The sequence below is a fragment of the uncultured Adlercreutzia sp. genome (assembly GCA_910585575.1).
In the GTDB taxonomy this organism is placed as follows: domain Bacteria; phylum Actinomycetota; class Coriobacteriia; order Coriobacteriales; family Eggerthellaceae; genus Adlercreutzia.
The window spans coordinates 1-24,143 of record CAJUFS010000015.1; the positions used below are offsets into that span (position 1 = coordinate 1).

General features: G+C 62.3%; 18 protein-coding genes. 13 read left to right on the plus strand and 5 right to left on the minus strand.

Annotated features, from left to right (window positions below; genetic code table 11):
• Positions 1-628: 628 nt before the first annotated feature.
• The 5 genes from rnd (at position 629) to QZ307_RS03120 (ending at position 5,575) form a co-directional block, all read left to right on the plus strand.
• On the plus strand, positions 629-1,780 hold the full coding sequence (rnd, locus tag QZ307_RS03100) for a ribonuclease D (protein ID WP_295995698.1): 1,152 nt from the start codon (positions 629-631) through the stop codon (positions 1,778-1,780).
• A 122-nt stretch (positions 1,781-1,902) separates the two neighbouring features.
• Positions 1,903-2,568, plus strand: a complete 666-nt coding sequence (locus QZ307_RS03105; RefSeq protein WP_295995702.1) for a zinc metallopeptidase — start codon at positions 1,903-1,905, stop codon at positions 2,566-2,568.
• A gap of 6 nt (positions 2,569-2,574) precedes the next feature.
• A complete protein-coding gene (xseA, locus tag QZ307_RS03110) occupies positions 2,575-3,969 on the plus strand; it encodes an exodeoxyribonuclease VII large subunit (protein ID WP_295995705.1) in 1,395 nt (464 codons plus the stop codon).
• A gap of 16 nt (positions 3,970-3,985) precedes the next feature.
• Positions 3,986-4,258 (plus strand): exodeoxyribonuclease VII small subunit, encoded by a 273-nt coding sequence (xseB, locus tag QZ307_RS03115; RefSeq protein ID WP_295995708.1) that lies wholly within the window; start codon positions 3,986-3,988, stop codon positions 4,256-4,258.
• 108 nt (positions 4,259-4,366) lie between these two features.
• Positions 4,367-5,575, plus strand: a complete 1,209-nt coding sequence (locus tag QZ307_RS03120) for an acetate kinase (protein ID WP_295995711.1) — start codon at positions 4,367-4,369, stop codon at positions 5,573-5,575.
• A gap of 436 nt (positions 5,576-6,011) precedes the next feature.
• On the opposite strand, the gene pta is transcribed toward QZ307_RS03120, so the two are convergent.
• A complete protein-coding gene (gene pta, locus QZ307_RS03125) occupies positions 6,012-7,004 on the minus strand; it encodes a phosphate acetyltransferase (protein ID WP_295995713.1) in 993 nt (330 codons plus the stop codon).
• Between the two features lie 217 nt (positions 7,005-7,221).
• On the opposite strand from pta, the gene glf reads away from it, so the two are divergent.
• Together glf and QZ307_RS03135 are read left to right on the plus strand one after the other, a co-directional pair.
• Positions 7,222-8,499 (plus strand): UDP-galactopyranose mutase, encoded by a 1,278-nt coding sequence (glf, locus tag QZ307_RS03130; RefSeq protein WP_295995717.1) that lies wholly within the window; start codon positions 7,222-7,224, stop codon positions 8,497-8,499.
• Positions 8,500-8,507: 8 nt separating this feature from the next.
• Complete coding sequence (locus tag QZ307_RS03135) at positions 8,508-9,527, plus strand: glycosyltransferase family A protein (protein ID WP_295995720.1); 1,020 nt, start codon at positions 8,508-8,510, stop codon at positions 9,525-9,527.
• Positions 9,528-9,540: 13 nt separating this feature from the next.
• Here the strand turns inward: QZ307_RS03135 and QZ307_RS03140 are convergent, their stop codons facing one another.
• The 3 genes from QZ307_RS03140 to QZ307_RS03150 form a co-directional block, all read right to left on the minus strand.
• A complete protein-coding gene (locus QZ307_RS03140; RefSeq protein ID WP_295995723.1) occupies positions 9,541-10,365 on the minus strand; it encodes a type III pantothenate kinase in 825 nt (274 codons plus the stop codon).
• Positions 10,366-10,459: 94 nt separating this feature from the next.
• Positions 10,460-11,749, minus strand: coding sequence for a DNA polymerase IV (dinB, locus tag QZ307_RS03145; protein ID WP_295995726.1), 1,290 nt, complete (start codon positions 11,747-11,749; stop codon positions 10,460-10,462).
• A 104-nt stretch (positions 11,750-11,853) separates the two neighbouring features.
• Entirely contained in the window at positions 11,854-12,726 is an 873-nt protein-coding gene (locus QZ307_RS03150; RefSeq protein WP_295995729.1) for a DegV family protein, read from the minus strand.
• A 283-nt stretch (positions 12,727-13,009) separates the two neighbouring features.
• Here QZ307_RS03150 and ileS point away from each other — a divergent pair, with 283 nt between their 5' ends.
• The 4 genes from ileS to hemH all read left to right on the plus strand — a co-directional run bounded on the left by ileS (position 13,010) and on the right by hemH (position 18,783).
• On the plus strand, positions 13,010-15,856 hold the full coding sequence (gene ileS, locus QZ307_RS03155) for an isoleucine--tRNA ligase (RefSeq protein ID WP_295995733.1): 2,847 nt from the start codon (positions 13,010-13,012) through the stop codon (positions 15,854-15,856).
• Positions 15,857-16,447 carry a signal peptidase II gene (gene lspA / locus QZ307_RS03160; protein WP_295995735.1) on the plus strand — a complete coding sequence of 197 codons (591 nt, stop codon included), beginning with the start codon at positions 15,857-15,859 and terminating at the stop codon, positions 16,445-16,447.
• Positions 16,448-16,538: 91 nt separating this feature from the next.
• Positions 16,539-17,597 carry an RluA family pseudouridine synthase gene (locus QZ307_RS03165; protein ID WP_295995740.1) on the plus strand — a complete coding sequence of 353 codons (1,059 nt, stop codon included), beginning with the start codon at positions 16,539-16,541 and terminating at the stop codon, positions 17,595-17,597.
• On the plus strand, positions 17,590-18,783 hold the full coding sequence (hemH, locus tag QZ307_RS03170) for a ferrochelatase (protein WP_295995742.1): 1,194 nt from the start codon (positions 17,590-17,592) through the stop codon (positions 18,781-18,783). The genes QZ307_RS03165 and hemH overlap by 8 nt, the downstream gene beginning before the upstream one ends.
• A 300-nt stretch (positions 18,784-19,083) precedes the next feature.
• On the opposite strand, the gene QZ307_RS03175 is transcribed toward hemH, so the two are convergent.
• Positions 19,084-20,757, minus strand: coding sequence for an FAD-dependent oxidoreductase (locus QZ307_RS03175; protein WP_295995745.1), 1,674 nt, complete (start codon positions 20,755-20,757; stop codon positions 19,084-19,086).
• Between the two features lie 329 nt (positions 20,758-21,086).
• Between QZ307_RS03175 and QZ307_RS03180 the strand changes: the two genes are divergently transcribed.
• Entirely contained in the window at positions 21,087-22,595 is a 1,509-nt protein-coding gene (locus QZ307_RS03180) for a LuxR C-terminal-related transcriptional regulator (protein WP_295995748.1), read from the plus strand.
• Between the two features lie 167 nt (positions 22,596-22,762).
• Complete coding sequence (locus tag QZ307_RS03185; RefSeq protein ID WP_295995751.1) at positions 22,763-24,088, plus strand: coproporphyrinogen III oxidase family protein; 1,326 nt, start codon at positions 22,763-22,765, stop codon at positions 24,086-24,088.
• Positions 24,089-24,143: the final 55 nt, after the last annotated feature.

The window sequence follows — 24,143 nt, forward strand, 5'->3', positions numbered from 1 at the left end:
TCTACACTATAGCCTACACTCTTTCCCTACACGACGCTCTTCCGATCTGCGAGAACTGCGGCGCAGGGTTGGAGAAGGCCGCCGTGAAGTACGCCATGGGCCCCAGCAGCTTCTTCGCGGCCACGGCCCCTTCCATGATGGTGGCATCGTAGCCAGCGCCGGCCATGAGCGAGAAACCGTAGGTACGCCCGTCCTCCAATGAGATTTCGCCCAGGTCGAAATCCATGAGCCGTTCTTCGCGCATCATCTTCGCCAAAGCATGGGGCTCGGCCGGAGAGGCCAGGTTCGAGGCCAGCAAGTTGGCGGTGCCGGCGGGGAAGGGAAGGACGGGGATGCCGGTTTCGGCCAGCACGTAGGCAACCGAGGCCACGGTGCCGTCTCCGCCGGCGGCCACAACGGCGTCGAAGTGCTCGGCGTCGTGGAGGAAGGTGCGCAGGTCGGTAGCGCCCCCTGTGGAGCGCACCACGATCTCGTCACCGTCGCGGTTGAAGGAGCGCATGAAGTCGTAAATCGCTCCATCGCCGAAGCCCGATGACAGATTATTAATGATGAGCAGTTTCACAGAATTCCTTTCCCTTGTTATCATGGGATGGTACTACAACCGAACTTATTCCAGAGAAGGACGACGGTGGAATACATTTCGAACCAAGAAAACCTCGATGCTTTTGTGCGGCGCGCGACTTCGTCCTCGGTGCTGGCCATTGATACCGAGTTCCTGCGGGAGAAGACATATTACGCGAAGCTGTGCCTGCTGCAGCTGGCTACCGACACCGAAGTGGCTATCGTCGATCCCTTTGCCGTTGACGACCTTATGGTCATCGTTCCTTTGCTGGAAGACCCGTCCATCATGAAGCTCTTCCACGCGGGTCATCAAGACCTCGAGATCCTTCATCGCGAATTGGGCGTGCTGCCCGCGCCATTGTTCGACACCCAGGTAGCGGCGGCGCTGCTGGGTCACACGCTGCAGATTGGCTATGGGCCGCTCGTGCACAGCCTCTGCGGCGTGGCCCTTAAGAAAAGCGATTCGTTTACCGATTGGTCGCGGCGTCCCCTGTCGGCCTCTCAGCTTGATTACGCGGCCGACGACGTGGTGTACCTGCCGCGCATGTACCGCATTATGGTGGAGCGGCTCGAGGCAAAAGGGCGCTTGGCCTGGCTCGACAACGACTTTGCCGCCATGGCCGACCCGGCGAACTACGTGATCGATGTGCGTCAGCGCTTCAAGCGTCTCAAGCGCGTGGGGCAGCTGAGCCGCCGGCAGCTTTCAGCGGCACGCGAAGTGGCCACGTGGCGCGAGGTGACCGCCCAGCAGCGCGATCTGCCGCGCAAGTGGATTCTCACTGACGAGCAGATGGTAGAGGCGTGCCGCCGTGAAGCGCGCACCATCGACGAGCTGTTCATGGTGCGCGGGGTGCGCGAGCGCTTGAGCACACGAGACGCGCGGGCCGTCGTTGCCGAAATCGTCACGGGCCTCGACCTTCCGGCCGATCAGTGGCCCGAGCTCGACAAGGCGCTCAAAAGCGAGCCGAACGTCGATGCCCAGGTCGATCTTATGGAGGCGCTGGTGCGCCAGCGCGCCAAGGAAAACGATATCGCGATGCAGACGTTGGCCGGACGCAGCGAACTTTCCCTGGTGGCCCGGGGCTACACCGATCAGGCCGACGTGCTGAAGGGGTGGCGCCGCGCCATGGTGGGGGAGGAGCTGCTGGAGCTGCTGGCCGGGCGGCTCGCTCTGTCTCTGGGGCCCGACGGCTTGGTAGTTTCTCCCATCGCTCGCTAAAGGTTTGTGAAGCGGTGCGGGTTACGTATCTTTCACGTATTCGCCCAAGGGCTGGCTCGTCCTTCGAACACTTGTTTATAATGGCTCCCAAATTAGAGCACGGTATGTGAGGAGTACAGCATATGATCAGTAACAGCTACTTGATGCTCATCGTGGTCACCTTGATCATCGGCATGGGCGCCCAGTGGTACGTCAACCACAAACTGAAAACCTACAGCCACGTGGCCAATTCCACGGGCATTACCGGAGCCGAGGCGGCCCGCCAAATGCTTGCCTATTACGGCATCACCAACGTGCAGATTTTCCGTGGCGGCCCGGGGCAGGATTACTTCGACCCGCGCAGCAACTCGGTCACCCTTTCGCCCGAGGCCTATGACGGGCGCACCATTACGGCCACGGCCACGGCGTGCCACGAGGTGGGCCATGCCTGCCAGTACGCCCAGGACTACACGCCCATGAAAATCCGCGGGGCCATCGTGCCGGCGGTCAACTTGGCCTCCAACGCTTGGATGTTCCTGCTGCTGGCGGGCATTGTGCTGAATTTGGCGGGCCTTACTACCTTGGCCATTGTCATGTACGCCGTGGTGGTGCTCTTCCAGCTCGTTACGCTGCCGGTGGAGTTCAACGCCTCTCAGCGCGCTATGGCCTATATGGGTCAAATCGGCCTGCCGGCCCAGGAGCGCAAAGGCGCCTTCGACGTACTGCGGGCCTGCGCCTTCACTTATCTGGCGGCAGCGCTTACCTCTATCCTGCAGCTGCTGTGGCTGCTCGGCCAGCGTCAGGAGTAACGAGCTTTGACGCGCGCCGAAACCGAGTATGAAACTGCGCCTTCCGGAGGCGCTGCTGAAGGGGACGCCGAGGCGGCCCTTTCGGTTTCTGCGGCCATGGGCATGGCGAAGGACGCCCTTGAGTCCGTGGTCGTGCGCCTTGTGGGCGAAGTCTCCGAAGTGAACGACAAGCCCGGCTACAAGGCGGTGTACTTTACCGTCAAGGACGAGAAGGCGTCGCTGCCCTGCATGATGTGGATGAACCGCTATCGTGCCGCCGGGGTGCCGCTGACGGTGGGGGCGCTGGTGGAGATGACGGGCCGCTTCTCGCTCTACGCGGCCAAGGGGCGTATGAACTTCGACGTGTTCTCCATCGCCCTGGCCGGCGAGGGGCAGCTCCGTTTGCAAGTGGCCAATCTTGCCCGCGAGCTGGAGGCGGCCGGCCTTATGGATGCGGCGCGCAAGCGGCCGCTGCCAGCCTATCCGCAAACCATCGGCTTGGTCACGTCACCGCGCGGGGCGGCGGTTCACGATGTGTTGCGCACGCTGCGCCGCCGCTACCCCTTGGCGCGCATCTTGTTCGCAGGCGTGCCCGTGGAAGGCCCGGGTGCGGCCAATGCTTTGGTAGACGGCTTGGCCAAAGTGGTGTTCTCGGGGGCCGAAGTGGTGCTTTTGGTGCGCGGCGGCGGCTCGTTCGAGGATCTCATGCCCTTCAACGATCGGCGCCTGGCTCGCACTATCGCCGCCTGTCCCGTGCCGGTTATTACGGGCATCGGGCATGAGCCCGACACCTCCATTGCCGACATGGTGGCCGATGTGCGCGCTTCTACGCCCACGGCCGCTGCTGAGGCCGTGGCTCCCGCTGTCGAGCAGATAACGGCGCGCCTGGATGCCCTGGCAGCGCGGCTCCATAATGCTCAGCAACGGCGTCTTGACCAATTGGGCTTGCGGCTGGAGCGGGTAGCCTCCCTGCCGGTATTCCGCGAGCCCCAGCGTCTGTTCGATGCCGAGGCGCTGGCCTTGGACGATTTGGCGGGACGCTTGACCTCGGCGTTGCCGGCAGCGCTGCGCGAGGATGGCCAGCGCCTTCAGCAAGCCCATCGCGCGCTCGAGCGCTTGGGGCCGTCACTGTGCGGCCCTGCGCGTCAGCGCACCGCCGAGGCGCAGCGGCGCTTGCTCTACCAGGGGGAGGCGCTTCCCGAGCGCTTCCGTGCGGCAGTTGCGCTCTCTGCGGCGCGCCTGCACGATCTCTCGCCCTTGACGGTGCTCAGCCGCGGCTATGCCATTGCGCGCACCGAAGGGGGAGTGGTGGTGCGTTCGACAACGCAAGTGACCTCGGGAGACCCCTTGTCGGTAACCGTGGCCGATGGCGCCATCAAGTGCACGGTGGACGAGGTTCAGCCGGATCCTGCCCAATCGTAGAAGTGAAAGGATGATTATGACCGAGAGTATCGAAGAGTCGACAGTCGCCTTGGTGCCCGTCGAGGAGCTCAGCTTTCGTGCGGCCCTTGACGAGTTGGAGGCCATTGTGGCTGTTTTGGAAAGCAACACGCTGGAGCTGGAAGACAGCTTGGCCCGCTATGAGCGCGGGGTGGCGCTCTTGGGTTCGCTGCAAAAGCGCCTGAACGCCGCCGAACAGCAGGTTGAGGTGCTGATGGGCGAGCTGGTGGTCGCTCCCGACGACGAGACCCAGGACACCACGCTCTCGTAACATAATCGGCGAGCGGGGCTCCATTCGCCGAAACCCCCGCGCTGCGCCCTGCTTCGCCTGCGGCTTCCTCCTACAATGATCTAATACTCATGATTAGGAGGTAAGTCAGTGAACGTCCTCGTCATCAATGCTGGTTCCTCGTCTTTGAAGTACCAGCTCATCAACGTCGAAACTCAAGACGTCCTCGCCAAAGGCATCTGCGAGCGTGTCGGTTCCCATGAGGCCTTCCACAAGCATGGCATCGACGAGAACGAAGTAGTGCACGACACTCCCATGCCCGATCACAATGCCGCCATGGCGTTGGTGCTGGAGGCGCTCACCTCGGGCTCGACTAAGGCCATCGACTCTCTCGACGAGATCGACGCCATTGGCCACCGCGTTGTGCAGGGCGGCAAGTACTTCGATCGCTCGGTACTCATCGACGACGACGTCATCGCCAAAATCGACGAGCTGGCCGAACTGGCTCCCTTGCACAACAAAGCCGCGCTTATGGGCATCGAGGCTTGCAAGCAACAGATGCCCGGCAAGCCCATGGTGGCGGTGTTCGACACCTCGTTCTTCCAGTCCATTCCGCCGAAAGCGTTTATGTACCCGCTTCCCTACGAGCTGTACGAGAAGCACGCCATTCGCAAGTACGGCGCTCACGGCACCAGCCATCGCTACATCTCCGAGCGTGCCGCCGCCTTCATGGACGAGCCGCTGGAGGATCTGAAACTCATCACCTGCCATCTGGGCAACGGCTGCTCCATTTCCGCCATCGATCACGGCGTGGCCGTGGATACGTCCATGGGTCTTACGCCGCTCGACGGCCTCATGATGGGCACGCGCTGCGGTGCCGTCGATCCGGCCATCGTCCCCTTCATCATGGAGAAGGAGAATCTCACCACGGCCGAGGTCAACGACCTCATGAACAAGAAGAGCGGCCTGCTGGGCATCTCCGGCATTTCAAACGACCTGCGCAGCGTGCGTCAGGCTTCGGAAGAGGGCGACGAGCGCGCCCAGCTGGCCTACGATATGTACTCGAACTCCGTGAAGAAGTACATCGGCCAGTACATCGCCGTCATGGGCGGCGTCGACGCCATCGTGCTCACGGCTGGCGTGGGCGAGAACTGCGACAAGATGCGCCGTATGATTTTCGCCGGCTTGCAGCCCCTGGGCATCAAGATCGATCTTGAGAAGAACAAGCTGCGCGGCCACGAGCGCGAAATCTCCACCGACGATTCCGCCGTACGCATCGTGGTCATCCCCACTAACGAAGAATATATGATCGCCCGCGATACCTACCAGCTTGTCAAAGAAGACGGTATGGGTCTTTGATGTTCCGCCGTTGCTAACGCAACGACGTTCACGCCGACGCTGCGGTTCCGACAGGCACCTGGCCTTGCCCCTTGTTTTCGCCACGGTGCGTACCGAAGTACGCTTGGGCGAAAGGCGGGGCAATTCCAGGCACCTGTCGGACCCTCGCTGATTTCCTTAGGCGAACCTAGGTTTTAATTTGCTTAAGAGACCCTTCGGGGTCTTTTTTGTTGGTTGCGGAAAAGTAGGCCGAACGGGACCGGGGGCTCCTGCCGGGGTGTCTGAACACCAAAAGAAAAGGAGGCTCGAAGAGCCTCCAAAGTTAATGCATGAGGGAGCGCAGCGCCCGAGCCGAAGGCGAGGTAGCGAAGCGGCTCCCCGGAAGGAGCCCCCGGCCCCGTCCGACCGGACAAGCGGCACCCGCTCTCAGCAGACGCTAACAGGGCATTGCCAGCAGTTACTTGTTCTGCGCCTGCACTGCCGTGATGGCCACCACGCCTACGATGTCGTCGGCCGAGCAACCGCGGGACAGGTCGTTTACCGGGGCTGCGATGCCCTGGAGGATGGGGCCGTAAGCTTCGGCGTTGGCCAGGCGCTGCACCAGCTTGTAGCCGATGTTGCCGGCGTCGATGTCGGGGAACACCAGGACGTTAGCGCGGCCGGCCACGGCGGACTCGGGGGCCTTGGCGGCGCCGATTTCCGGCACGATGGCGGCGTCCAGCTGCAGCTCGCCGTCGACCACCAGCTCGGGCGCCAGTTCTTTCACCTTCGCCGTAGCCTCCACCACCTTGTTGGCGTCGTCGTTCTTCGCGGAGCCGTAGGAGGAGTGGGAGAGCATGGCGATGACCGGATCGGCGTCGTCGATAAGCGAGCGCCAGGCTTTCTCGGCGTTGATGGCAATTTGGGCCAGGCGATCGGCGTCGGGCTGAACCTCCAGGCCGCAGTCGCTGAACAGGAAGGTGCCGTTGTGACCCAGGTCGCAGTTAGGCACGTTCATGACGAAGAAGGAGCTGACCATCTGAGCGCCGGGGGCCGTTTTCAAGATTTGCAGGGCAGGGCGCAGCACGTCGCCGGTGGAGTGGCAGGCGCCGGATACGAGACCGTCGGCTTCGCCGTCCTTCACCATCATCATGCCGAAGTAGAGCTCATTGTCCATAAGGGCCAGGGCGTCCTCGACGGTCATGCCCTTGGCCTTGCGCAGCTCAGCCAGCTTCTCGGCGTAGCCTTCGCGCATATCGGAGGTCAAGGGGTCGATAATGCGGGCGCCTTCCAGGTTGTAGCCTGCAGCGGCAATGTCGTCCACGTTGCCGAGGATGATGAGGTCGGCCAGGTTGTCGGCGAGAATTTTCTCGGCGGCCTGAAGGGTGCGCACGTCGTTGCCCTCCGGCAGGACGATGGTCTTCTTGTCGGCTTTGGCCTGGGCGATCATGGTGTCGAGAAATGCGCTCATGCACGGGTCCTTTCTCCTTAAGCGGATGGCATGTCTTTATGATAGCGGGTGGACAACCGTCGCAAGCGGAGACATCGCCCCGTAGGTTCATATATTCGGTTTGTATGTGAACCTTCTTCATCATCAGACCTGACTCGGTAAAATATCCTTCGGATTTGAACAAGGCGGCGCCGGTAAGGCGCTGTGCTGGCAGGCTAACAACAGGGGGAGAGCCCTTATGGCAGTGAACTATGCCGATTTTCGCGATATCGCTATTGACGACTACGATGCCGTGGTGGTGGGCTCCGGCTTCGCTGGTGCTGTGACGGCCCGTGAGCTGGCCGAACAGGGCGGCATGAAGGTGCTTGTCATCGAGAAGCGCGCCCATATCGCCGGCAACATGTACGACGAATACGATGAGGCGGGCATCCTGGTGCACCGCTACGGCCCCCACATCTTCCATACGAACAGCCAGCGCGCCTACGAGTACCTCAAGCGCTTCTCGGCCATGTCCTCCTACCAGCATTGCGTGCTGGCCGACTGGTTCGGCACCTATATGCCCGTGCCTTTCAACAAGAACTCTATGGAGATCGCCTTTGGCGACGAGAAGGCAGCTCGTCTTATCAAGAAGCTCGTGGACACCTTCGGTGACGAGCGCAAAGTCACCATCAATGAGCTGCGCGCCCAGGAAGATCCCGAGCTGCAGGAAGTGGCCGATTTCATCTACCAGAACGTCTTTCTATACTACACGCAGAAGCAGTGGGGCCTTACTCCCGAAGAGGTGGATCCGTCCGTGACGGCTCGCGTGCCGGTGTTCCTGTCCCGCGACAACCGCTACTTCCAAGACACCTACCAGGGCATGCCCGAGGACGGCTACACGCGGCTCTTCGAGAACATGCTGGGTCACGAGGGTATTACCGTTTGCCTGAATACCGAGGCCGAGAGTGTGTTCGAGCTCGTGTTCTCGGGCCGCGAAGAGGACGCGCCGCTGGAGGCAATCCGTATTAAGGATCGCGAATTCGAGGGGCCGATCGTGTACACTGGGCCGCTGGACGAGCTGTTCCTCGGTCGGTTCGGCCGCTTGCCCTACCGCTCCCTCGATTTCGTCTACGAGACCTTCGACGAGGACTACCACCTGCCCTGCGGCACGGTGAACTACACGGTGACGGAGGATTACACGCGCATCACCGAGTTCAAGTGGCTCACGGGCCAGCGCGGCGACAAGACCACCATCATGAAGGAGTACTCGCGCGCTTACGAGGATCCGGCCACGCAGATTCCCTACTATGCCATCATCAACGACGACAACGATGCGCTGTACGAGCGCTACCGTCGCCTGACCGACACCCTGCCGAACTTCCATCCGCTGGGCCGCTTGGCGGAGTATCGCTACTTCAATATGGACAAGGTGGTCGACGATGCCCTGACGGCTTCTCAGCGCATTCTGGCCCTTTGCGACGGGCTCGACCCCGAGGCCGTCGATGCTGTCAGCGGTGCGACGACTCAGGCATCCTAGGAGGCTTCATGAAGACGATCACCTTCGCTGTGCCCTGCTACAATTCCGCGGCTTACATGGACCATTGCGTTGAGTCCATTCTGGCCTGCGGTACCGACATCGAGATTTTGCTCGTCGATGACGGCTCCACCAAAGACGATACCGCGGCCATTGCCGATCGGTGGCAGGCGGAATACCCCGATATCATTCGCGCCATTCATCAGCCTAACAAGGGCCATGGCGGCGCGGTGAACACCGGCTTGGAGAATGCGACGGGGTTTTACTACAAGGTGGTCGACTCCGACGACTGGCTCGATGCCGAGGCCATGCAGCCGCTCATGGAGTATCTGCGCTCCCAAGTGAACGCCCCGGTGCCCTGTGACATGGTGGTGGCCAACTACGTCTACGAGAAAGTGGACGAGGGTGTGCAGAAGGTCATGGGCTACACCAACGTCTTCCCCGAGGGCTACGAGTTCGGCTGGGACGAGGTGGGCACCTTCCTGCCCTCCCAGTACCTGCTCATGCACTCGGTGTACTACCGCACTGATATGCTTCGAAAAATGGGGCTCAAGCTGCCCGAGCACACCTTCTACGTGGACAACATCTTCGTCTATGAGCCGCTGGTGTACGTGCGCACCATGCGCTATTTCGACGTAGACGCCTACCGCTACTTCATTGGCCGCGAGGACCAGTCGGTGAACGAGAAGGTCATGATGGGCCGCATGGACCAGCAGCTGCGGGTCACGCGCCAGATGATCGACAATGTGGACCCCCAGGCGGTGCGCAACCGCCATCTGCGCCACTACCTGCGCAACTATCTGTCTATGATGATGTGCATCTGCTCGGTGTTTCTGCGCATGCGCGGGGGAGAGCAGGACGAGGAAGACCTTAAGGACATTTGGAACTACCTCAAGGAGCAAAACCCCTCGCTCTATCGCCGCGTGCGCACCAATGTGCTCAACATCAGCACGAATCTCCCTACGGAGCTGGGCGGCAAGATCGGTCTGAAGGGCTACCACATCGCTCAGAAGATCTTCAAGTTCAACTAACGGCGCGGAATTTCTAACGGCGGTTCGCTTGGTAGAGCTCCAGCAAGCCGCGCAAAGCAAGGGTCTGGTCGACGGTGGCCTGATGGGTCATGAGAGCGGCGATGGCCTCGGCGCCCTGGCCGATGAGCACGAGCGGCGTGGTGTAGCCCGCTTCCGCCCAAATCATGTCGATAAGGCCGTCGATGCGGGCCACTTCTCCCATAACGATGCCTGCCTGCATGGCCTCGGCCGTGGTGCGGCCGAGCAGCGTTTTCGGGGCCCGCACTTCCACGGCAGGTAGCTGCGCGGCGCCACGGGCCAGCGCCGCGGCCCCCAGGTTCATGCCTGGGGCAATAATACCGCCGCGGAAGGCTCCCTCCTTGTCCAGCAGCTCGAAGGTGGTAGAGGTGCCCAGGTCGATGACGAGAGCGGGGGATCCGTAGGTGGTCTTGGCGGCCACCATCTCGGCCACGCGGTCGGCGCCTACGGCCGTGGGATCGGCGAAGTTCATCTTGAGGCCGGTTTTGAGGCCGGGGCCGACGGTCAAGGGGCGCGCACCGGTGAGGCGCCGGGCCGCCTCGATCCACACGGTGGTAAGCGTAGGGAAGACCGAGGAAATGATGGCGCCGTCAGCTAAAGGGGCGGCCTCGGCCAGCTCGATAGTGGCTGGTGCGTTCGGCTCCAGCGGCGCCAGACCGCGCTCAAGGGCGTCGAAGAATGCCAGGACGCAGGCCACGGCACTATCAGCGGTGTCAGCGGGGTTGGTGGGGACGGCCCACTGGGAGATCAGCGTATCGTCGCACGCTAGACCGATGCGGGTGCGCGTATTACGGATATCGATAGTCAGAACGGTTTCCATGGCTGCCTCCTTGGGTGGGAATGCGTCTATTGTAAACCAGGAAGTTGCGAGTTGCGGCTCTTGGTGCCCGGGGTGCTCGAGGCCATTGGCTTCGCTACTTGTAATCCTCGACGTTCTTGGACGAGGAACCCGTGGTGTTGCCCTGGTTGCGTAGCTCAAAGCCGAAGCGCACGGTGTCGTCGCCAAAGCGGTCGCGCAGGGCATCCAGGTTCTCGATGAGGCGACGGCGTTTGACGTCGTCCTCGATGAGCGGCGCGGCCTCATCGGCTTTGGACGCGTCGAACAGCGAGGCGTCGAAGAGGGACTCCTGACTGTTTTCCTCGGTTTCGAAATGGGTGACGGCAACGCCCAGCAGGCGAATCTTCATGCCCGGTTCCCACAGATCGTCGATCATGGTGCGCAGGACGGGAGTGAAGGCCAAGTCGTCGTCAGTGGGGGTGGGCAGCTGACGCTGGACGGAATGCACCGAGCGGTCGTCGTAGCGCACTTTGATGGCAATAGTGCGCCCGGTAAGCCCTTTGCGCCGCAGACGTCGGCCCACCTTGGCCGCGATGGTGGCCAGGGCGGCTTCGATGCTTTCCCGATCAGTGAGGTCCTCAGCGAAGGTGACCTCGTTGGATACCGACTTCACCTCGTCATCGACGACAACGGGGGAACGGTCGGCCCCTAGGGCCCGCTCGCGCATCATCTCGCCGTTCTTGCCGAAGACGCGCTTGAGCAGGGCCGTGTCAGCGGCAGCCAGGTCGCCCAAGGTACGAATGCCGTGGGCCTTGAGCACCTTCTCAGCGGCAGCTCCCACACCGCTCATGGTGCGCACGGGCAGCGGTGCCAGAAAGGCCTGCTCGGTGCCAGGATACACCACCGTCAGGCCGCGGGGTTTGTCGCGATCGGAGGCAATCTTCGCTACGGACTTGCTGACCCCGACGCCGATGGAGCAGGTGACGCCTAGGGCAGCGACGCGATCCTGGATGCGTCGGGCAATGGCCACGGGGTGCTCGGTGTTGACCGCGGTGGGACTCACGTCCATGAACGCCTCGTCGATGGAAACCTGCTGCACATGGGGCGTCTCGTCGCGCAGGATGGCCATGATGGCAGCCGATACTTCGCGGTAGCGGTGAAAATGGCCCCGGGTCCAAATGGCTTCGGGGCACAGCTGGCGCGCCAGGGCCGAGGCCATGGCGCTGCGCACGCCGAAGGCCCGAGCTTCGTAGGAACAGGTGGACACCACGCCGCGCGCATCGGCATCGCCGCCCACAATGACGGGTTTGCCGCGCCAAGCGGGGTGATCGAGCTGCTCAACTGAGGCGAAGAAGGCGTCCAGGTCCACCAGCAGGATGGCCGGGCCCTCCCAGGGAGGGAGCAGTATGTTCTCGCTATCGCTCATGAGCGCATTGTAGCGCACCGCTGCAGAACATAAAACATCTGTTCTGAATGGATGACGTAAAAAAGGGCGGCTCGGTAGCCGCCCCGACAGGCTAGAAAAAAGTCTTAGCGCTCGCTGGCCAGGAAGAACAGGGCCATGGTGCCCGGGCCCGAGTGGGCGCCAATCACTGGGTCTACGTAGTTGATGACAATGTCGGTGACGCCGAAGCGCTCGCGCACCAGATCGGCCACGTACTGCGCATCCTCGAGGCAATCGCCGTGGCTGATGAACACCGTCTGCTCGGCCACGGGGGTGTTGGCCGTCTGCTCCATGTGGTCGACCAGGGCCTTGAGCGACTTCTTGCGCCCGCGCACCTTCTCTAGGGGAATGAGGTGCCCCTCGTCGTCCACGTGCATGACCGGCTTGATGTTGAGCAGGGTGCCGGCCCAGGCGCTGGTGCGCGACACGCGGCCGCCGCGGAACAGGAACATGAGATCGTCCACGGTGAACCAGTGGGCCAGATGGAGCTTATGCTCTTCCACCCAGTCGCGTACTTCTTGGATGGAGGCGCCCTCGTTGCGCTTACGGGCGGCATAGTACACCAGCAGGCCCTCGCCCATGGAGGCCGCCAAGGTGTCCACGCCCATGACGGTGCGATCGGGGTACTGGTCGGCCAGCTCTGCCAAGATGAGCTCGATGGCCTGATAGGTGCCGGAAAGCCCACTGGAAAAGCCCAGGTACAGAACGTCCTGGCCCTCTTTCAGCAAGCCCTCGATAAGCTCGCGGGAGGCTTTGAGGTTCGGCAGCGAGGTAGTGATGACCTTGCCCTCGCGCATCATGGTATAGAACTGGGAAAGGTCGGTTTTCTCGCCCTTCAGGTAGCTTTGGAACTCCTGACCGTCTACCATGAAGGTGAGAGGCAGAATGTGCAGGTCAAGCTCGTCAATGAGCTCTTCGGTAAGGTTGGATGATGAATCGGTGACGATGGCGAAGGCCATGGTCGCTCCTCTCGGACGATGGGGCGCTGCTGCGTTTCTTGGATCTGGCGGTATTCTACTCCAAAGGTCGACGGAAACCGCCGAGGGCACGCGATCCCGAGCGGCCTTGAGACGAACCTGTAACGATTGCCTGTGCCATCGGCGCGGATTTTCCGCGCACCCTGGGCGCAATGGTGGTTTGCGTGGGGTGCTTGCTTTATACTTTACCAGTTGCAAACAAGGGGATGCCTGGGCATCCCTGCCATAGAACATCGTTGGAAGAAGAACCGAAGAGGGAGTGAACGTGGCCACCAGTTACAAAGACACCATGAACCTGCCCGAGACCGATTTCCCCATGCGCGGCAATCTGCCCCAGAACGAGCCGAAGCGCTTGGAGAAATGGCAGCAGGAGGATCTGTATCATCGCGTCCTGGAGAAGAACAAGGACGGCAAGCCCTTCATCCTGCATGACGGGCCGCCCTATGCCAACGGCCCCATCCACATCGGTCACTCCTTCAACAAGATCCTCAAGGACTTCGTCGTGAAAAGCCACGCCCAGCGCGGCTACTTCACGCCCTATGTGCCCGGCTGGGACTGCCACGGCCAGCCTATCGAGCACATGGTGGAAGTTACCTTGGGGCCCGAGAAGATGGCCGAGATCTCCCAGCCGGAGCTGCGCAAAGCCTGCCGCGAGTGGGCGGAGCGCTTCGTGGACATCCAGCGCGAGGGCTTCAAGCGCCTGGGCGTGAACGCCGAGTGGGACCGTCCCTACCTCACCTTCATTCCCAACTACGAGGCCGGCAACGTGGAAATCTTCAAGGACCTGTACCTGAAGGGCTCCATCTACCGCGGCCGCAAGCCCATCCACTGGTGCACCCATTGCCACACGGCCCTGGCCGAGGCGGAAATCGAATACGGTGACGAGGTGTCCCCCTCCATCTACGTGAAGTTCAAGCTCGACGCTGTGCCGGGCATCTTCGAGGCCAACGGGGCCGCGGGCGATGCCTACGTGCTCATCTGGACCACCACGCCCTGGACGCTGCCGGCGAACACCGCCGTGTCCCTGGCGCCCGACGCCGACTATGTCATGGTGCAGGTGAATGGCGACAACCTGGTCATGGCGAAAGAGCTGGTGGAGACGGTGGCCGAGGTGGCCGGCTGGGAGGATTACGGCTTCGTGTCCGATGCCGCCGGCGAGCCGGTGACCATCAAGGGCAAGCAGCTCTTCGGCCTTACCTACACTGCTCCCATCCGCCACGACATCAAGGGCACCGTCATCTACGGCGACCACGTCACGCTCGACACGGGCACCGGTGCCGTGCACACGGCCCCCGGCCATGGCCAGGACGACTACCTGGTGGCCCTGGAGTTCGATATTCCGCTGCTCATGCCCGTGGACGACAACGGCGTGTTCACCGACGAAGCGGGTCAGTTCGCGGGCCTGTCTACCGATGAGGCCAACCCGGTCATCATCGACTGGCTGCGCGAGCAGGGCACCCTGGTGGCCGAGAAGAAGATCAACCACTCTTACCCGCACTGCTGGCGCTGCCACGAGCCCGTCATCTTCCGCGCTACGGACCAGTGGTTCGTGTCCATGGACAAGAACTCCCTGCGCGAGGATGCCCTGCGCGCCATCAACACCGAGGTAACCTGGGTGCCGGCCTGGGCGAAGAACCGCATCGGCGCCATGGTGGCCGACCGTCCCGACTGGTGCATCTCACGTCAGCGAAGCTGGGGCGTGCCCATTCCCGTGTTCAAGTGCGCGAAGTGCGGCAGCACCGTGGCCACCGAGGAAACCTTCGACGCGGTCATCGAGCTCTTCAATACGAAGGGCGCCGATGCCTGGTTCACCGAGGCGCCCAGCGAGTACCTGCCCCGCGGCACCAAGTGCGAAGTGTGCGGCTGCACCGACCTGGTGCCCGAGAAGGACATCCTCGACGTATGGTGGGAGTCCGGTGTCAGCCACACCAGCGTGTGCCGCCACCGCTCCGAGGAGGACGGCCTGCGCTTCCCGGCTGATATGTACCTGGAGGGCTCTGACCAGCACCGCGGCTGGTTCCAGTCCTCGCTGCTCACTTCCATCGGCGCCTACGGCGTACCGCCCTACAAGTCGGTCATGCACTGCGGCTTCACCGTTGACGAAGAGGGCCGCAAGATGTCCAAGTCCCTGGGCAACGGCATCGATCCGGTGGAGATGTGCGACAAGTTCGGTGCGGATGTTCTGCGCCTGTGGGTGTCTTCCTGCGATTACTCCCAGGACGTGTCCATTTCCGAGGGCATTCTGAAGCAGGTGTCCGACGCTTACCGTCGCTTCCGCAACACCTTCCGCTTCCTGCTGGGCAACTTGAACGATTTCGGTCCCGAGAACATGGTGGAGTCCTGGGACGAGCTTGAGCCGCTCGACCAATGGGCCCTCGTGCGCTTGACCGAGGTACTCGCCGAAGTGGAGGCGGGCTACGAAAACTACCGTTACAACGGTGTCTACCGCACGCTCTATGAGTACGTAAACGAGCTGTCTTCGGTGTACATGGATGTCACGAAGGATCGTCTCTACGCCGAGGCGCCGAACTCGCCGCGCCGCCGCGCCGTGCAGACGGTGCTCATGAACATCCTCGAGGTGCTGGTGCGCGTTATGAGCCCCATCCTGTCGTTCACCGCCGACGAGGTGTGGGAGTGCTACCCGCCGGCGTTCCGCAACCTGCCCGGCCGCGAGGAGTCGGTACAGCTGGCCGGCTGGCCCGCGCTGCGCGACTTCGCCCCCGCTCTTCCTGCCGATGCCGGCGAGCAGGTGGCGGCTTTCGGCGAGATGATGGCCGTGCGCGAGGTGGTCACCAAGGCGCTGGAAGATGCCCGTAACGATAAGATCATCGGCAAGAGCCAGGAGGCGGCTCTTGTGGTAACGGCGCCAGCTGGCGTGGTGGCCACGGCATCCGCCTTCGACCCGGCGGTGTTCGAGGAGCTCTTCATCGTAGCCTCCGTAGCCTTCCGGGAGGGCCCCGATGAGGAAGTGACCATAGAGGTTTCGGTGGCCGAGGGCGAGAAGTGCCCGCGCTGCTGGAACATCCGCACCTTGGGCGGCAACGAGCATCACCCCGACGTCTGCGAGCGCTGTGGCAACGCCCTGGACGCTCTGGGTTTCGAGGCGGAATAAGTGACTGACCAGCAGAGAACAACGCCGTCGCACCAGCGGGAGGGGAGTGGGACGCCCCTCCCTGCGACGGGCGGCGCATCGAGTCTTCGCCGCCGAAACGCTGCCATTTTCGTGCCTCTTGTGGTGCTGTGGTTTGCCCTCGATATGGCCACGAAAGCCTATTTCAACGGGTTTACCGTGGGCCAGGTGGTGGCGGGTCCCTTCCTGGGGTTGGTGCAGTTCCGCTTGGTGCACAATACGGGCGCGGCGTGGGGTATGTTCGACGACTCCACCTTTGCCCTGGGCGTCATGTCCACCGTGGTGTGCGTGGCGTTGACGGTATACCTCTTCACGGCGGGCAAGCGCGCCTCGGTCGTGGAGACGGTGGGTCTCGCTCTTATCGTTGCGGGCGGTCTGGGGAATGCCCTTGATCGGTTTACCTTGGGCTATGTCGTGGACTTCATCGATACCGTATTTATCAATTTCCCCACCTTCAACGTGGCTGACATCGGCGTAACCTGCGGATTCGTCATCTTCTTTGTTGGCATGTTCTGGTCTATGCGGGGCTCTCGTGCCGAAGAGGAGCCTGCAGACCCACCGGCGGCTTCGTAGGCGCCGAATTGTTGCGAGCGCCAGACTGCCGTTCGCACGTATCACCTATTCGAGCGATGAGACCAACGAACCTCAAGGATAGAATGGACCTATGCAACGCTCCTTATGCCATATCGTAGCTGCCGAAGATGCCGGCAGCCGTCTTGACGCCCTTTGCGCGGCGCGAGGTCTCTATGCCAGTCGCTCGGCAGCCGCGCGCGCCATCGAGGAGGGCCGTGTGTTCGTGAACGGCCAGACGGTGTCGAAGAAGCATGCGGTGGCTGCCGGGGATACCGTCGTCTACGAGGTGGACGACGAGCCCGAGTCCGTGGTGGTCTATGGCGAGCCCATCGATTTGGATGTGCGCTTCGAGGACGACGACATGCTGGTGATTTCCAAGCAGGTGGGCCTGGTGTGCCATCCTTCCGTGGATCATTCCCACGGCACGTTGGTGAATGCCCTTATTTGGCATTGCGGCGAGGAGAACCTCTGCAACGTGCAGGGAGAAGAAGCCGATCGCCTGGGCATCGTCCATCGCCTCGACCGCGACACCTCGGGGCTCATGCTGGCCGCGAAGACCAACCTGGCGGGCGAGGAACTCATGGCGCAGATCCAGGACCGCGCTGTGGATCGCCACTACATTGCCCTGGTGCACGGCATTATGGCCCACGACACCGGCATGATCGACGCGCCCATTGCCCGTTCGGCCAACGAGCGCACGCGCATGGCCGTGCGCGATGTGCCCTCGGCGCGGGAGGCCATTACCACCTTCCGGGTGCTGGAGCGCTTCGAGCACGGCCCGCGCGATGACGGCTACAGCCTTATCGAGTGCAAGCTGTTCACGGGACGCACCCATCAAATTCGCGTGCACATGCAGTACACGAAGCATCCCATTGTGGGCGATCCGGTGTACAACGCCCACGGCCCGCGGGATGCCCGTGCCCAGCTGGGGCTCGAGCGCCAATTCCTGCACTCCTACAGCATTGCCTTCGAGCACCCGGTAACGGGGGAGCCGCTCTCCTTCGCCGACAACTTGCCGCGGGATTTGCAGGAGGCCCTCGATAGCTTGGCTCCGCGTTCGCTGGGAAAAACCGAAGCGGGGCGCGAGGTGGCCACTCTTATGGCGTCCGCTCCCACCCCGTCCGTGGAAGGCCAGGTATTCCATGACTAAACGTGCGCGTCGCAAGAACAAGGCCCTGGCCGCCCCGAAAATCGGTGTCATTATTGCGAACACGGGCACGCCGGCGGCTCCTACGCCCAAGGCCGTGAAGAAGTACTTGGGGCAGTTCCTTATGGATCGGCGCATCTGTCCCATGCCGCGGCCCATATGGTGGTGCCTGCTCCATACCGTTATCCTGCGCAAGCGCGCCAAGGCTTCGGCGGCCAAGTACGAGGAAATCTGGATGCCCGAAGGGTCGCCGCTGAACGTCATTTACCGCTCGCTCGAACGCGGGCTGAACGAGTATTACGCCGAACGCGGCCTTCCGGTGGAAGTGCGCGCAGGTATGAGCTACGGCAAGCCCTCGCTCAAGCAGGCTGTTAAGGAGCTGAAGCAAGCGGGCTGCACGCAGCTCGTGGTGCTTCCCATGTATCCCCAAACGGCCTACTCGACGGTGGGCTCGGTTACCGATGCGCTGCACAAGGCCGTGCGCCGTGCGCGGTGGAAGCATCCGGTAGAGGTCATCGAAGGCTACAGCGAGGACGCTGTCTACGTGCGCGCCATTGCCGCCTCCGTTCGCAATGCCGGCTTCCGTGAAGATTCCAACGATCGCCTTCTGTTCTCGTTCCACTCCATTCCGCTCAAGGACATCGAGGCGGACGACACCTACGAGCTGCAGACGGGGGCAACCAGCTTGGCCGTGGCCGGTGAGCTCGGCCTCGATCGGCGCCGGTGGACCATCAGCTACCAAAGCCGTTTCGATAAGGGTCGCACGTGGCTCTCGCCCTTCACCCGGCCCACGCTGGTGCGCCTGGCCCAGGCCGCCGAGCCTGGCAGCCGCTTGTTCATAGTGTGCCCCAACTTCTCGGTGGACTGCCTGGAGACGCTCTACGACATTCCCTACGAGCTGGAGCCGTTGTATCGGGCGGCGCTGGCCGGCGACTTCGTCGATGCTGATGAAGAGCCCGGTGCCTTGGAGAATACGGGAAAAACCGTAGCCTCCTGCCATGAAGAGGCCCATCGCGACGTTTTCCGCACGAAGCGCCGCCAGCAGGCCGCCGAGGACTACCTGCGCGGCAACCACGCCCGGCAGGAGATCGAGGATGACTTCATCTACGTGCCGTGCCTCAACCGCTCCCGCGCCCATGTGCGCGTGCTCACGCACCTGCTGGCTCCCCATGTGGGAGACGAGGCATAAGTCTGAGCTCGATTCTGAGCCTAAGCCTGGGCCTAAGCCTGATCCCAAGTCCAAGTCCAAGTCCAAGTCCAAGTCCAAGTCCAAGTCCAAACCCAAGTGCTCGTCGTAAGTGCATGTCTGCACGTGCCGAGCGCGGATCGCTATGCCGTTGTTCGCTCGGAGCAGCTTTCCCCTCGCAGCAAAAGGAGCCCCGAAGGGCTCCTGAAGGTGCTGCCAGCGGATTGGGAGGGTATCCGCTGGCAAGCCGAAGTTGGTGCGTTGGAGCGAGCGAAGGTGCTCGCCGAGCGCTATGGGCGCTGCTTAGGCGCCGGCCAGGTCGTGGCCCAGCAGGTAGCCGTAGGTGATGCAACGGCCGTGGCTGTTGCCCGCCACGTTGATGGGGTAGTCCACAGCGGTGATGTCGCCCATGACGTTGCCCAGCACATAGAGGCCCTCGATGGGGTTGCCCTCGGCGTCCAGGCACTGGAAGTCAGTGTTGCACTTGAGACCGCCGGTAACGGCCAGCAGCGCGGGACCGACCTTCAGAGCGTAGAAGGGGCCTTCCTTGACCGGGGTCAGGAACACGGGCTTCTTGTAGTAGTCGGTGTCCTCGCCGGCCTCGCACATGCCGTTGTAGCGGTCGACGGTGCCCGTCAGGGTCGCGGGGTCGCAGCCGATCTGAGCAGCCAGGTCCTCGATGGTGTCGGCCTCGTAGGCAATGCCCTGCTCGATGTACAGCGGGATCTGGGTCTTGAAGTACTCGGGGGCCAGCTCAAGGTCGCTGCCGTAGGGGCGGAAAGAGTCCCAGAACATGCCGCCGCCATAGGGCAGGCCCTTCACCAGGTCGGTGGGCCAATTAGCGTCGAAGATGGACCAGGCCTCGCCGTTGGGCTGGCGGTTGATGGCCAGGGACTTGCCCTGCACCCAGGTGTCCTCGCACATGAAGCGCTCGCCGTTGTCGTTCACGAACAGGAAGGGGCCGTGGAACCAGCAGAAAGCCTGGGGATGCATCATGGTGGGGAAGGGCAGGTCCTGCAGCTGTGCGCCGACCCACATGCCCATCTTGTGGCCGTCGCCGGTGTTCACGCCGGCGGGGGTGTACTGGCTGCGGGGCTGACCGTACTCGACGCAGATGGGGGCATAGGCCTCGCACATCTCCACATTGCCGCCGATGTCGCCCGTGGCCAGCACGACGCCCTTGGCGGCGTTGTACTGTACGTAGCCCTCGCCGGTCTCGCAGATGCAGCCGGTTACCTTGCCGGACTCGTCCTTGAGAAGCTGCACGGCGGGGGAGTTGAACACGAACTCGGCACCGTCGCGCACGGCGTCAAGGTAGCACAGCTCGGCGCCGGCGAAGCCCGTGGAGGTGAGATCGGTATCCTCGGGGAACATGAACATGTGGTAGCCCGGCTGCTCGGCGTAAACGTCGTCATGGCTGTAGAAGGCGCCCACCATGGCGGAACCGCCCTTGGCCTCGGCCTTGTCGATGAGCCAGTTGGAGGCCTCCTCGGAGTTGTTGAAGAACTTCACGATAAGATCCTCGTTGGCGCGGCTGGCGCACTGGGCGATCCAGTGCTGCTTGGCGTTCACCTTGTCCACCTTGACGTCGAGGTCCTCCATGTAGCGGGAATTAATGGCGCCGAATCCGCCGCCACGGCCGTTCCAGCTCTCGGACTTCTCGACGACGGTCACCTTGCCGCCCTTTTCAGCGGCGGCAGCGGCGCACGCGCAGCCGGCGAGGCCAGCGCCGATCACCAGGATGTCGGTATCGACCGTGCTGGCGATGTCGGTGATGGGTTCGGGAGCGATCTCCCACTCGTACTGTGCCTTGCCCGTGGCGGCCAAGTTCTCACTGCTGCCCGCGGCCGTGCCGGACTCAGCCGGGGCGGCGGGAGCGCAGCCCACGAGACCGGCGGCACCGGCAGCCACGGCCGCGGTAGCGCCCATGCCCAAGAAGGCGCGGCGGGACAGGCCCTTGTTAGTGATTTCAGACATTGAAACCCCTTCCGTTTCCTTGGCGAAGCCCTCACTTCGCCTCAACTTATCGGGGAGCCGAGGACTGGTTTCAAGAAGTCCGCGGCATCCCTCCCAGGACGCATTCTTCCATGACAAGCTGTCAACGAGCATCTTGCGAAACGGTACATTTCCCCGATCAGACCCAAAATGGGCCAAATCGGCCCATAGGAAAATAGGACTTTCCTTGTTGGGAGGCGTTCTTTTGAGTTAGATTTAGCAAGACGTGCAGCGGACGAGGGACGTTGGGAGACGTTCGCACTTCCCGCGGAGCTGAGCGGAAAGAGAGGGCACGTCAGGGAGGGATACCTATGGAGCAACACACCCCGGAGACGGCCAGCGAGGCGGCCTCTTCGCAACCGCGCCCTCGAGGGCGTCTTATCACCGTTTTGAGGGAGAGCGGATGGTCGGCCGATTGGCGCTTGCTAGGCCTTGGCTTTTGGCAGGTATGGCAGATGGTCGCTATGTGCACGACCTTTATCGTGCCCTCCGTCGAGGTGGTCGTTCCCTTCGGCAATCCTCTGCTTCTTCTGCTGGTGTTTATCACTGTCAGCTACGCTGCAGTGGTGTTGCTGTCGCGTCGTTGGGCTCCGTTTCTCGGCCGGCGCAGCGCGTTTGTGGCGGCTGCGGCTACAACGGCCGTGGGCACGGTGGTGATGCCCATTGCTCTCGGCTCCGCGGGCGGCTGGCTGGGCTTGGGGCTCTTTGTCGGAGGGGCGCTCCTGGCCTCGTTCGGCAATGCGCTTCTTCTTATTATGTGGGGCGAGCTATGGAGCGCCCTGGCTACCGGGCGCGTCGGGCGTCACCTCTATGCCTCGTATACGTTTGCCTTCGTGCTGTTCTTTCTCATCTATTGGATGCCGGCGCCCTTGGCGGTAGCTGCCACGGCGGCGATGCCGGTGGCCTCGACCGCTATTTTGGCGGCCTGCCGCAACGAGCCGCGACGTGAGCCTTCGGTTATTCCCCTTGATATCGCGACGGTTCCCGTGCGTCGCCTTTTGGTCAGCATCTTTATCCTGAGTCTGGCCTGGGGCCTCAGCCAAGGCGTTATCGGCTCGTTTGCCGTAGGCGATGCCGACTTCACGGCGAAGTCTCTTATCCTGGCGGGGGCGGGCATTGCCGCTATTACGCTTTCGATGATGGTGTCGCCCGCGCCAGCCGAGGCGCTCTCCCTCTACCGGCCCGTGCTCCCGGCCATGGCCGTGGGTTTGGTGTTCCTTTTGCTGCAGCCGCCGCTCTACCCCTTTTTAGGATCGGGTCTCATCATCATGGGCATCTACTGTCTGGACATGCTCATGATGCTCGTTTCCACGGACGTGGCTTTTCGTGGGCGTATCTCGGTGGCCATGTCCTTCGGTCTGACAATTTTGGTGGCGCGCACCGGCACCCTGTTCGGCTCCATTGGCGCCAACGGCCTGATGGGGTCGGTGTTCTGGTCGGAAGCCCTGCGCACCGATGTGCTGCTGGTGACCTTGCTGGCCCTCGCCATCATCGGTATGTTGTTCTTCACCGTGGCGGACGTCCAGCGGCTCTACGTGACGCCCCGTGCGCAGCAGGTCGATGCCTCTTTGGAAGAGAAGTGCGCGGCCATTGCCAAGATGTGCCATTTGACGAATCGGGAATCCGAGGTCCTCGTTTTGCTGGCGCGCGGGCGCTCCGTGCCCTATCTCAGCGAGGAGCTTCATATTGCCCAGGGCACGGCCAAGCACCATGTGAGCAATATCTATCGGAAGGTGGGCGTCTTCGATCGCCAGGGGCTGCTCGATACCATCGAGCAGGGCGGCGTGGGCAAGCCCGGATGGGACGCGGCCGAGCGCTAGGGTGCCGTCTGCTCTTTCGTGCAATGTGTAAAGTTTACGATGACGTAAGCAATCAGCAATAAATTTCGGGCTTCGTCGGTCGCAGTGATAGGATGACACCACTTACTGAAATGCGTCACGCAATCGGGGGAGGTGCAGGGCGCAAACTGACGAGCTGAAGGAGATCTATGCTTTCCGAGCGTTTGCTTACGGGTGTCGTCGGCACCTTGGCAAAAAACCAGTTGACCCTGAAACCCCCCAGCCAGGATAAGCTTCCCGATCCCGTGCCCGGTCGCCCTTATACGCTCTACGCCCATGTGCCTTTCTGCGAGCGTCTGTGCCCCTACTGCAGCTTCAACCGCTTTCCCTATCGCGAGGAGCGAGCGCGCGACTATTTCGCGTCGCTGCGCAAGGAAATGCGCATGCTAGCCGATCAGGGCTATGATTTCGAGAGCATGTACGTGGGAGGCGGCACGCCGACGGTGGACATCGACGAGCTGTGCGAGACCATCGATCTGGCCCGCGAGCTCTTCTCCATTCGCGAGGTGAACTCCGAGACGAACCCGAACCACCTTATTCCGGCCTATCTGGATAAGTTGAAGGGCCGCGTGCAGCGTCTTTCGGTAGGGGTGCAGAGCTTCGACGACGAACTGCTCAAGCAGATGGACCGCTACGAGAAATACGGCAGTGGCCAGAAGATTTTCGAGCGCATTGGCGAGACGGCCCCATATTTCGAATCCTTGAATGTGGATATGATCTTCAACTTCCCCTCGCAAACCGAGGATATCCTGTTCAGCGATTTGGAGAAGATCACGCTCTGCGGCTGCGACCAGACCACCTTCTCGCCGCTGTACCAGTCCCACGCCACCACGCGCAAGATGGAGAACGTTCTGGGCAAGATGGACTACGAGAAGGAGCGTCGCTTCTACCATATTATCGACGAGGTGCTGGCCGGCGGCGAGCATCCGTTCTTCGAGCGTCGCACCTTGTGGACCTTTAATCGCCTCGACGAGAATCAAGAGCGCACCGAGCATTTGGAAGTGGACGAGTACGCCGTGTCCTACGAGGAGTGCGTGGGCATCGGCAGCGGCTCCATTACCCATCTCGATCATAGGCTGCTGGTGAATACGTTTGACCTGAAAGAGTACGGTCGCCAGCTGGCCGAGGGCCAGGCGCCCCTGCTGGGCCAGGCGGTTATCTCGCGCCGCGACATGATGCGTTACAAGTTCCTGCTGCAGCTTTACGCTCTGCGTTTCGACAAGCACGAGTTCGAGCGCGACTTCGGTGTCAGCGTCGAGCGGGGGCTTCCCGCGGAGATGGCCTTTATGCGCCTCAACGGCGCCTTCGCCACCGACAACGACGACGAGCTGACCTTGACCCCGCGCGGCCGCTACCTGACGGTGGTGCTCTATCGCCAGTATCTGGCCAGTTTGAACAACCTGCGCGAACAGGCGCGCTCCCAAATCGTCGGCCTGGAGCACGACCTGCTGTTCGGTGACGGGACTGAGCGTTAAAGAAGGAGATCGAGACAACGAGTGAGGTGGGGCGCTTTCCGAGGGGAGGGCGCCC

Bases quoted from the DNA above. Each gene is read 5' to 3' on its own strand.
- QZ307_RS03185 (WP_295995751.1), top strand. From the start codon at position 22,763: ATGCTTTCCGAGCGTTTGCTTACGGGTGTCGTCGGCACCTTGGCAAAA.
- xseB (WP_295995708.1), top strand. From the start codon at position 3,986: ATGACCGAGAGTATCGAAGAGTCGACAGTCGCCTTGGTGCCCGTCGAG.
- hemH (WP_295995742.1), top strand. From the start codon at position 17,590: ATGACTAAACGTGCGCGTCGCAAGAACAAGGCCCTGGCCGCCCCGAAA.
- glf (WP_295995717.1), top strand. From the start codon at position 7,222: ATGGCAGTGAACTATGCCGATTTTCGCGATATCGCTATTGACGACTAC.
- pta (WP_295995713.1), bottom strand. From the start codon at position 7,004: ATGAGCGCATTTCTCGACACCATGATCGCCCAGGCCAAAGCCGACAAG.
- QZ307_RS03150 (WP_295995729.1), bottom strand. From the start codon at position 12,726: ATGGCCTTCGCCATCGTCACCGATTCATCATCCAACCTTACCGAAGAG.
- dinB (WP_295995726.1), bottom strand. From the start codon at position 11,749: ATGAGCGATAGCGAGAACATACTGCTCCCTCCCTGGGAGGGCCCGGCC.
- QZ307_RS03105 (WP_295995702.1), top strand. From the start codon at position 1,903: ATGATCAGTAACAGCTACTTGATGCTCATCGTGGTCACCTTGATCATC.
- QZ307_RS03165 (WP_295995740.1), top strand. From the start codon at position 16,539: ATGCAACGCTCCTTATGCCATATCGTAGCTGCCGAAGATGCCGGCAGC.
- QZ307_RS03180 (WP_295995748.1), top strand. From the start codon at position 21,087: ATGGAGCAACACACCCCGGAGACGGCCAGCGAGGCGGCCTCTTCGCAA.
- QZ307_RS03175 (WP_295995745.1), bottom strand. From the start codon at position 20,757: ATGTCTGAAATCACTAACAAGGGCCTGTCCCGCCGCGCCTTCTTGGGC.
- QZ307_RS03140 (WP_295995723.1), bottom strand. From the start codon at position 10,365: ATGGAAACCGTTCTGACTATCGATATCCGTAATACGCGCACCCGCATC.
- QZ307_RS03135 (WP_295995720.1), top strand. From the start codon at position 8,508: ATGAAGACGATCACCTTCGCTGTGCCCTGCTACAATTCCGCGGCTTAC.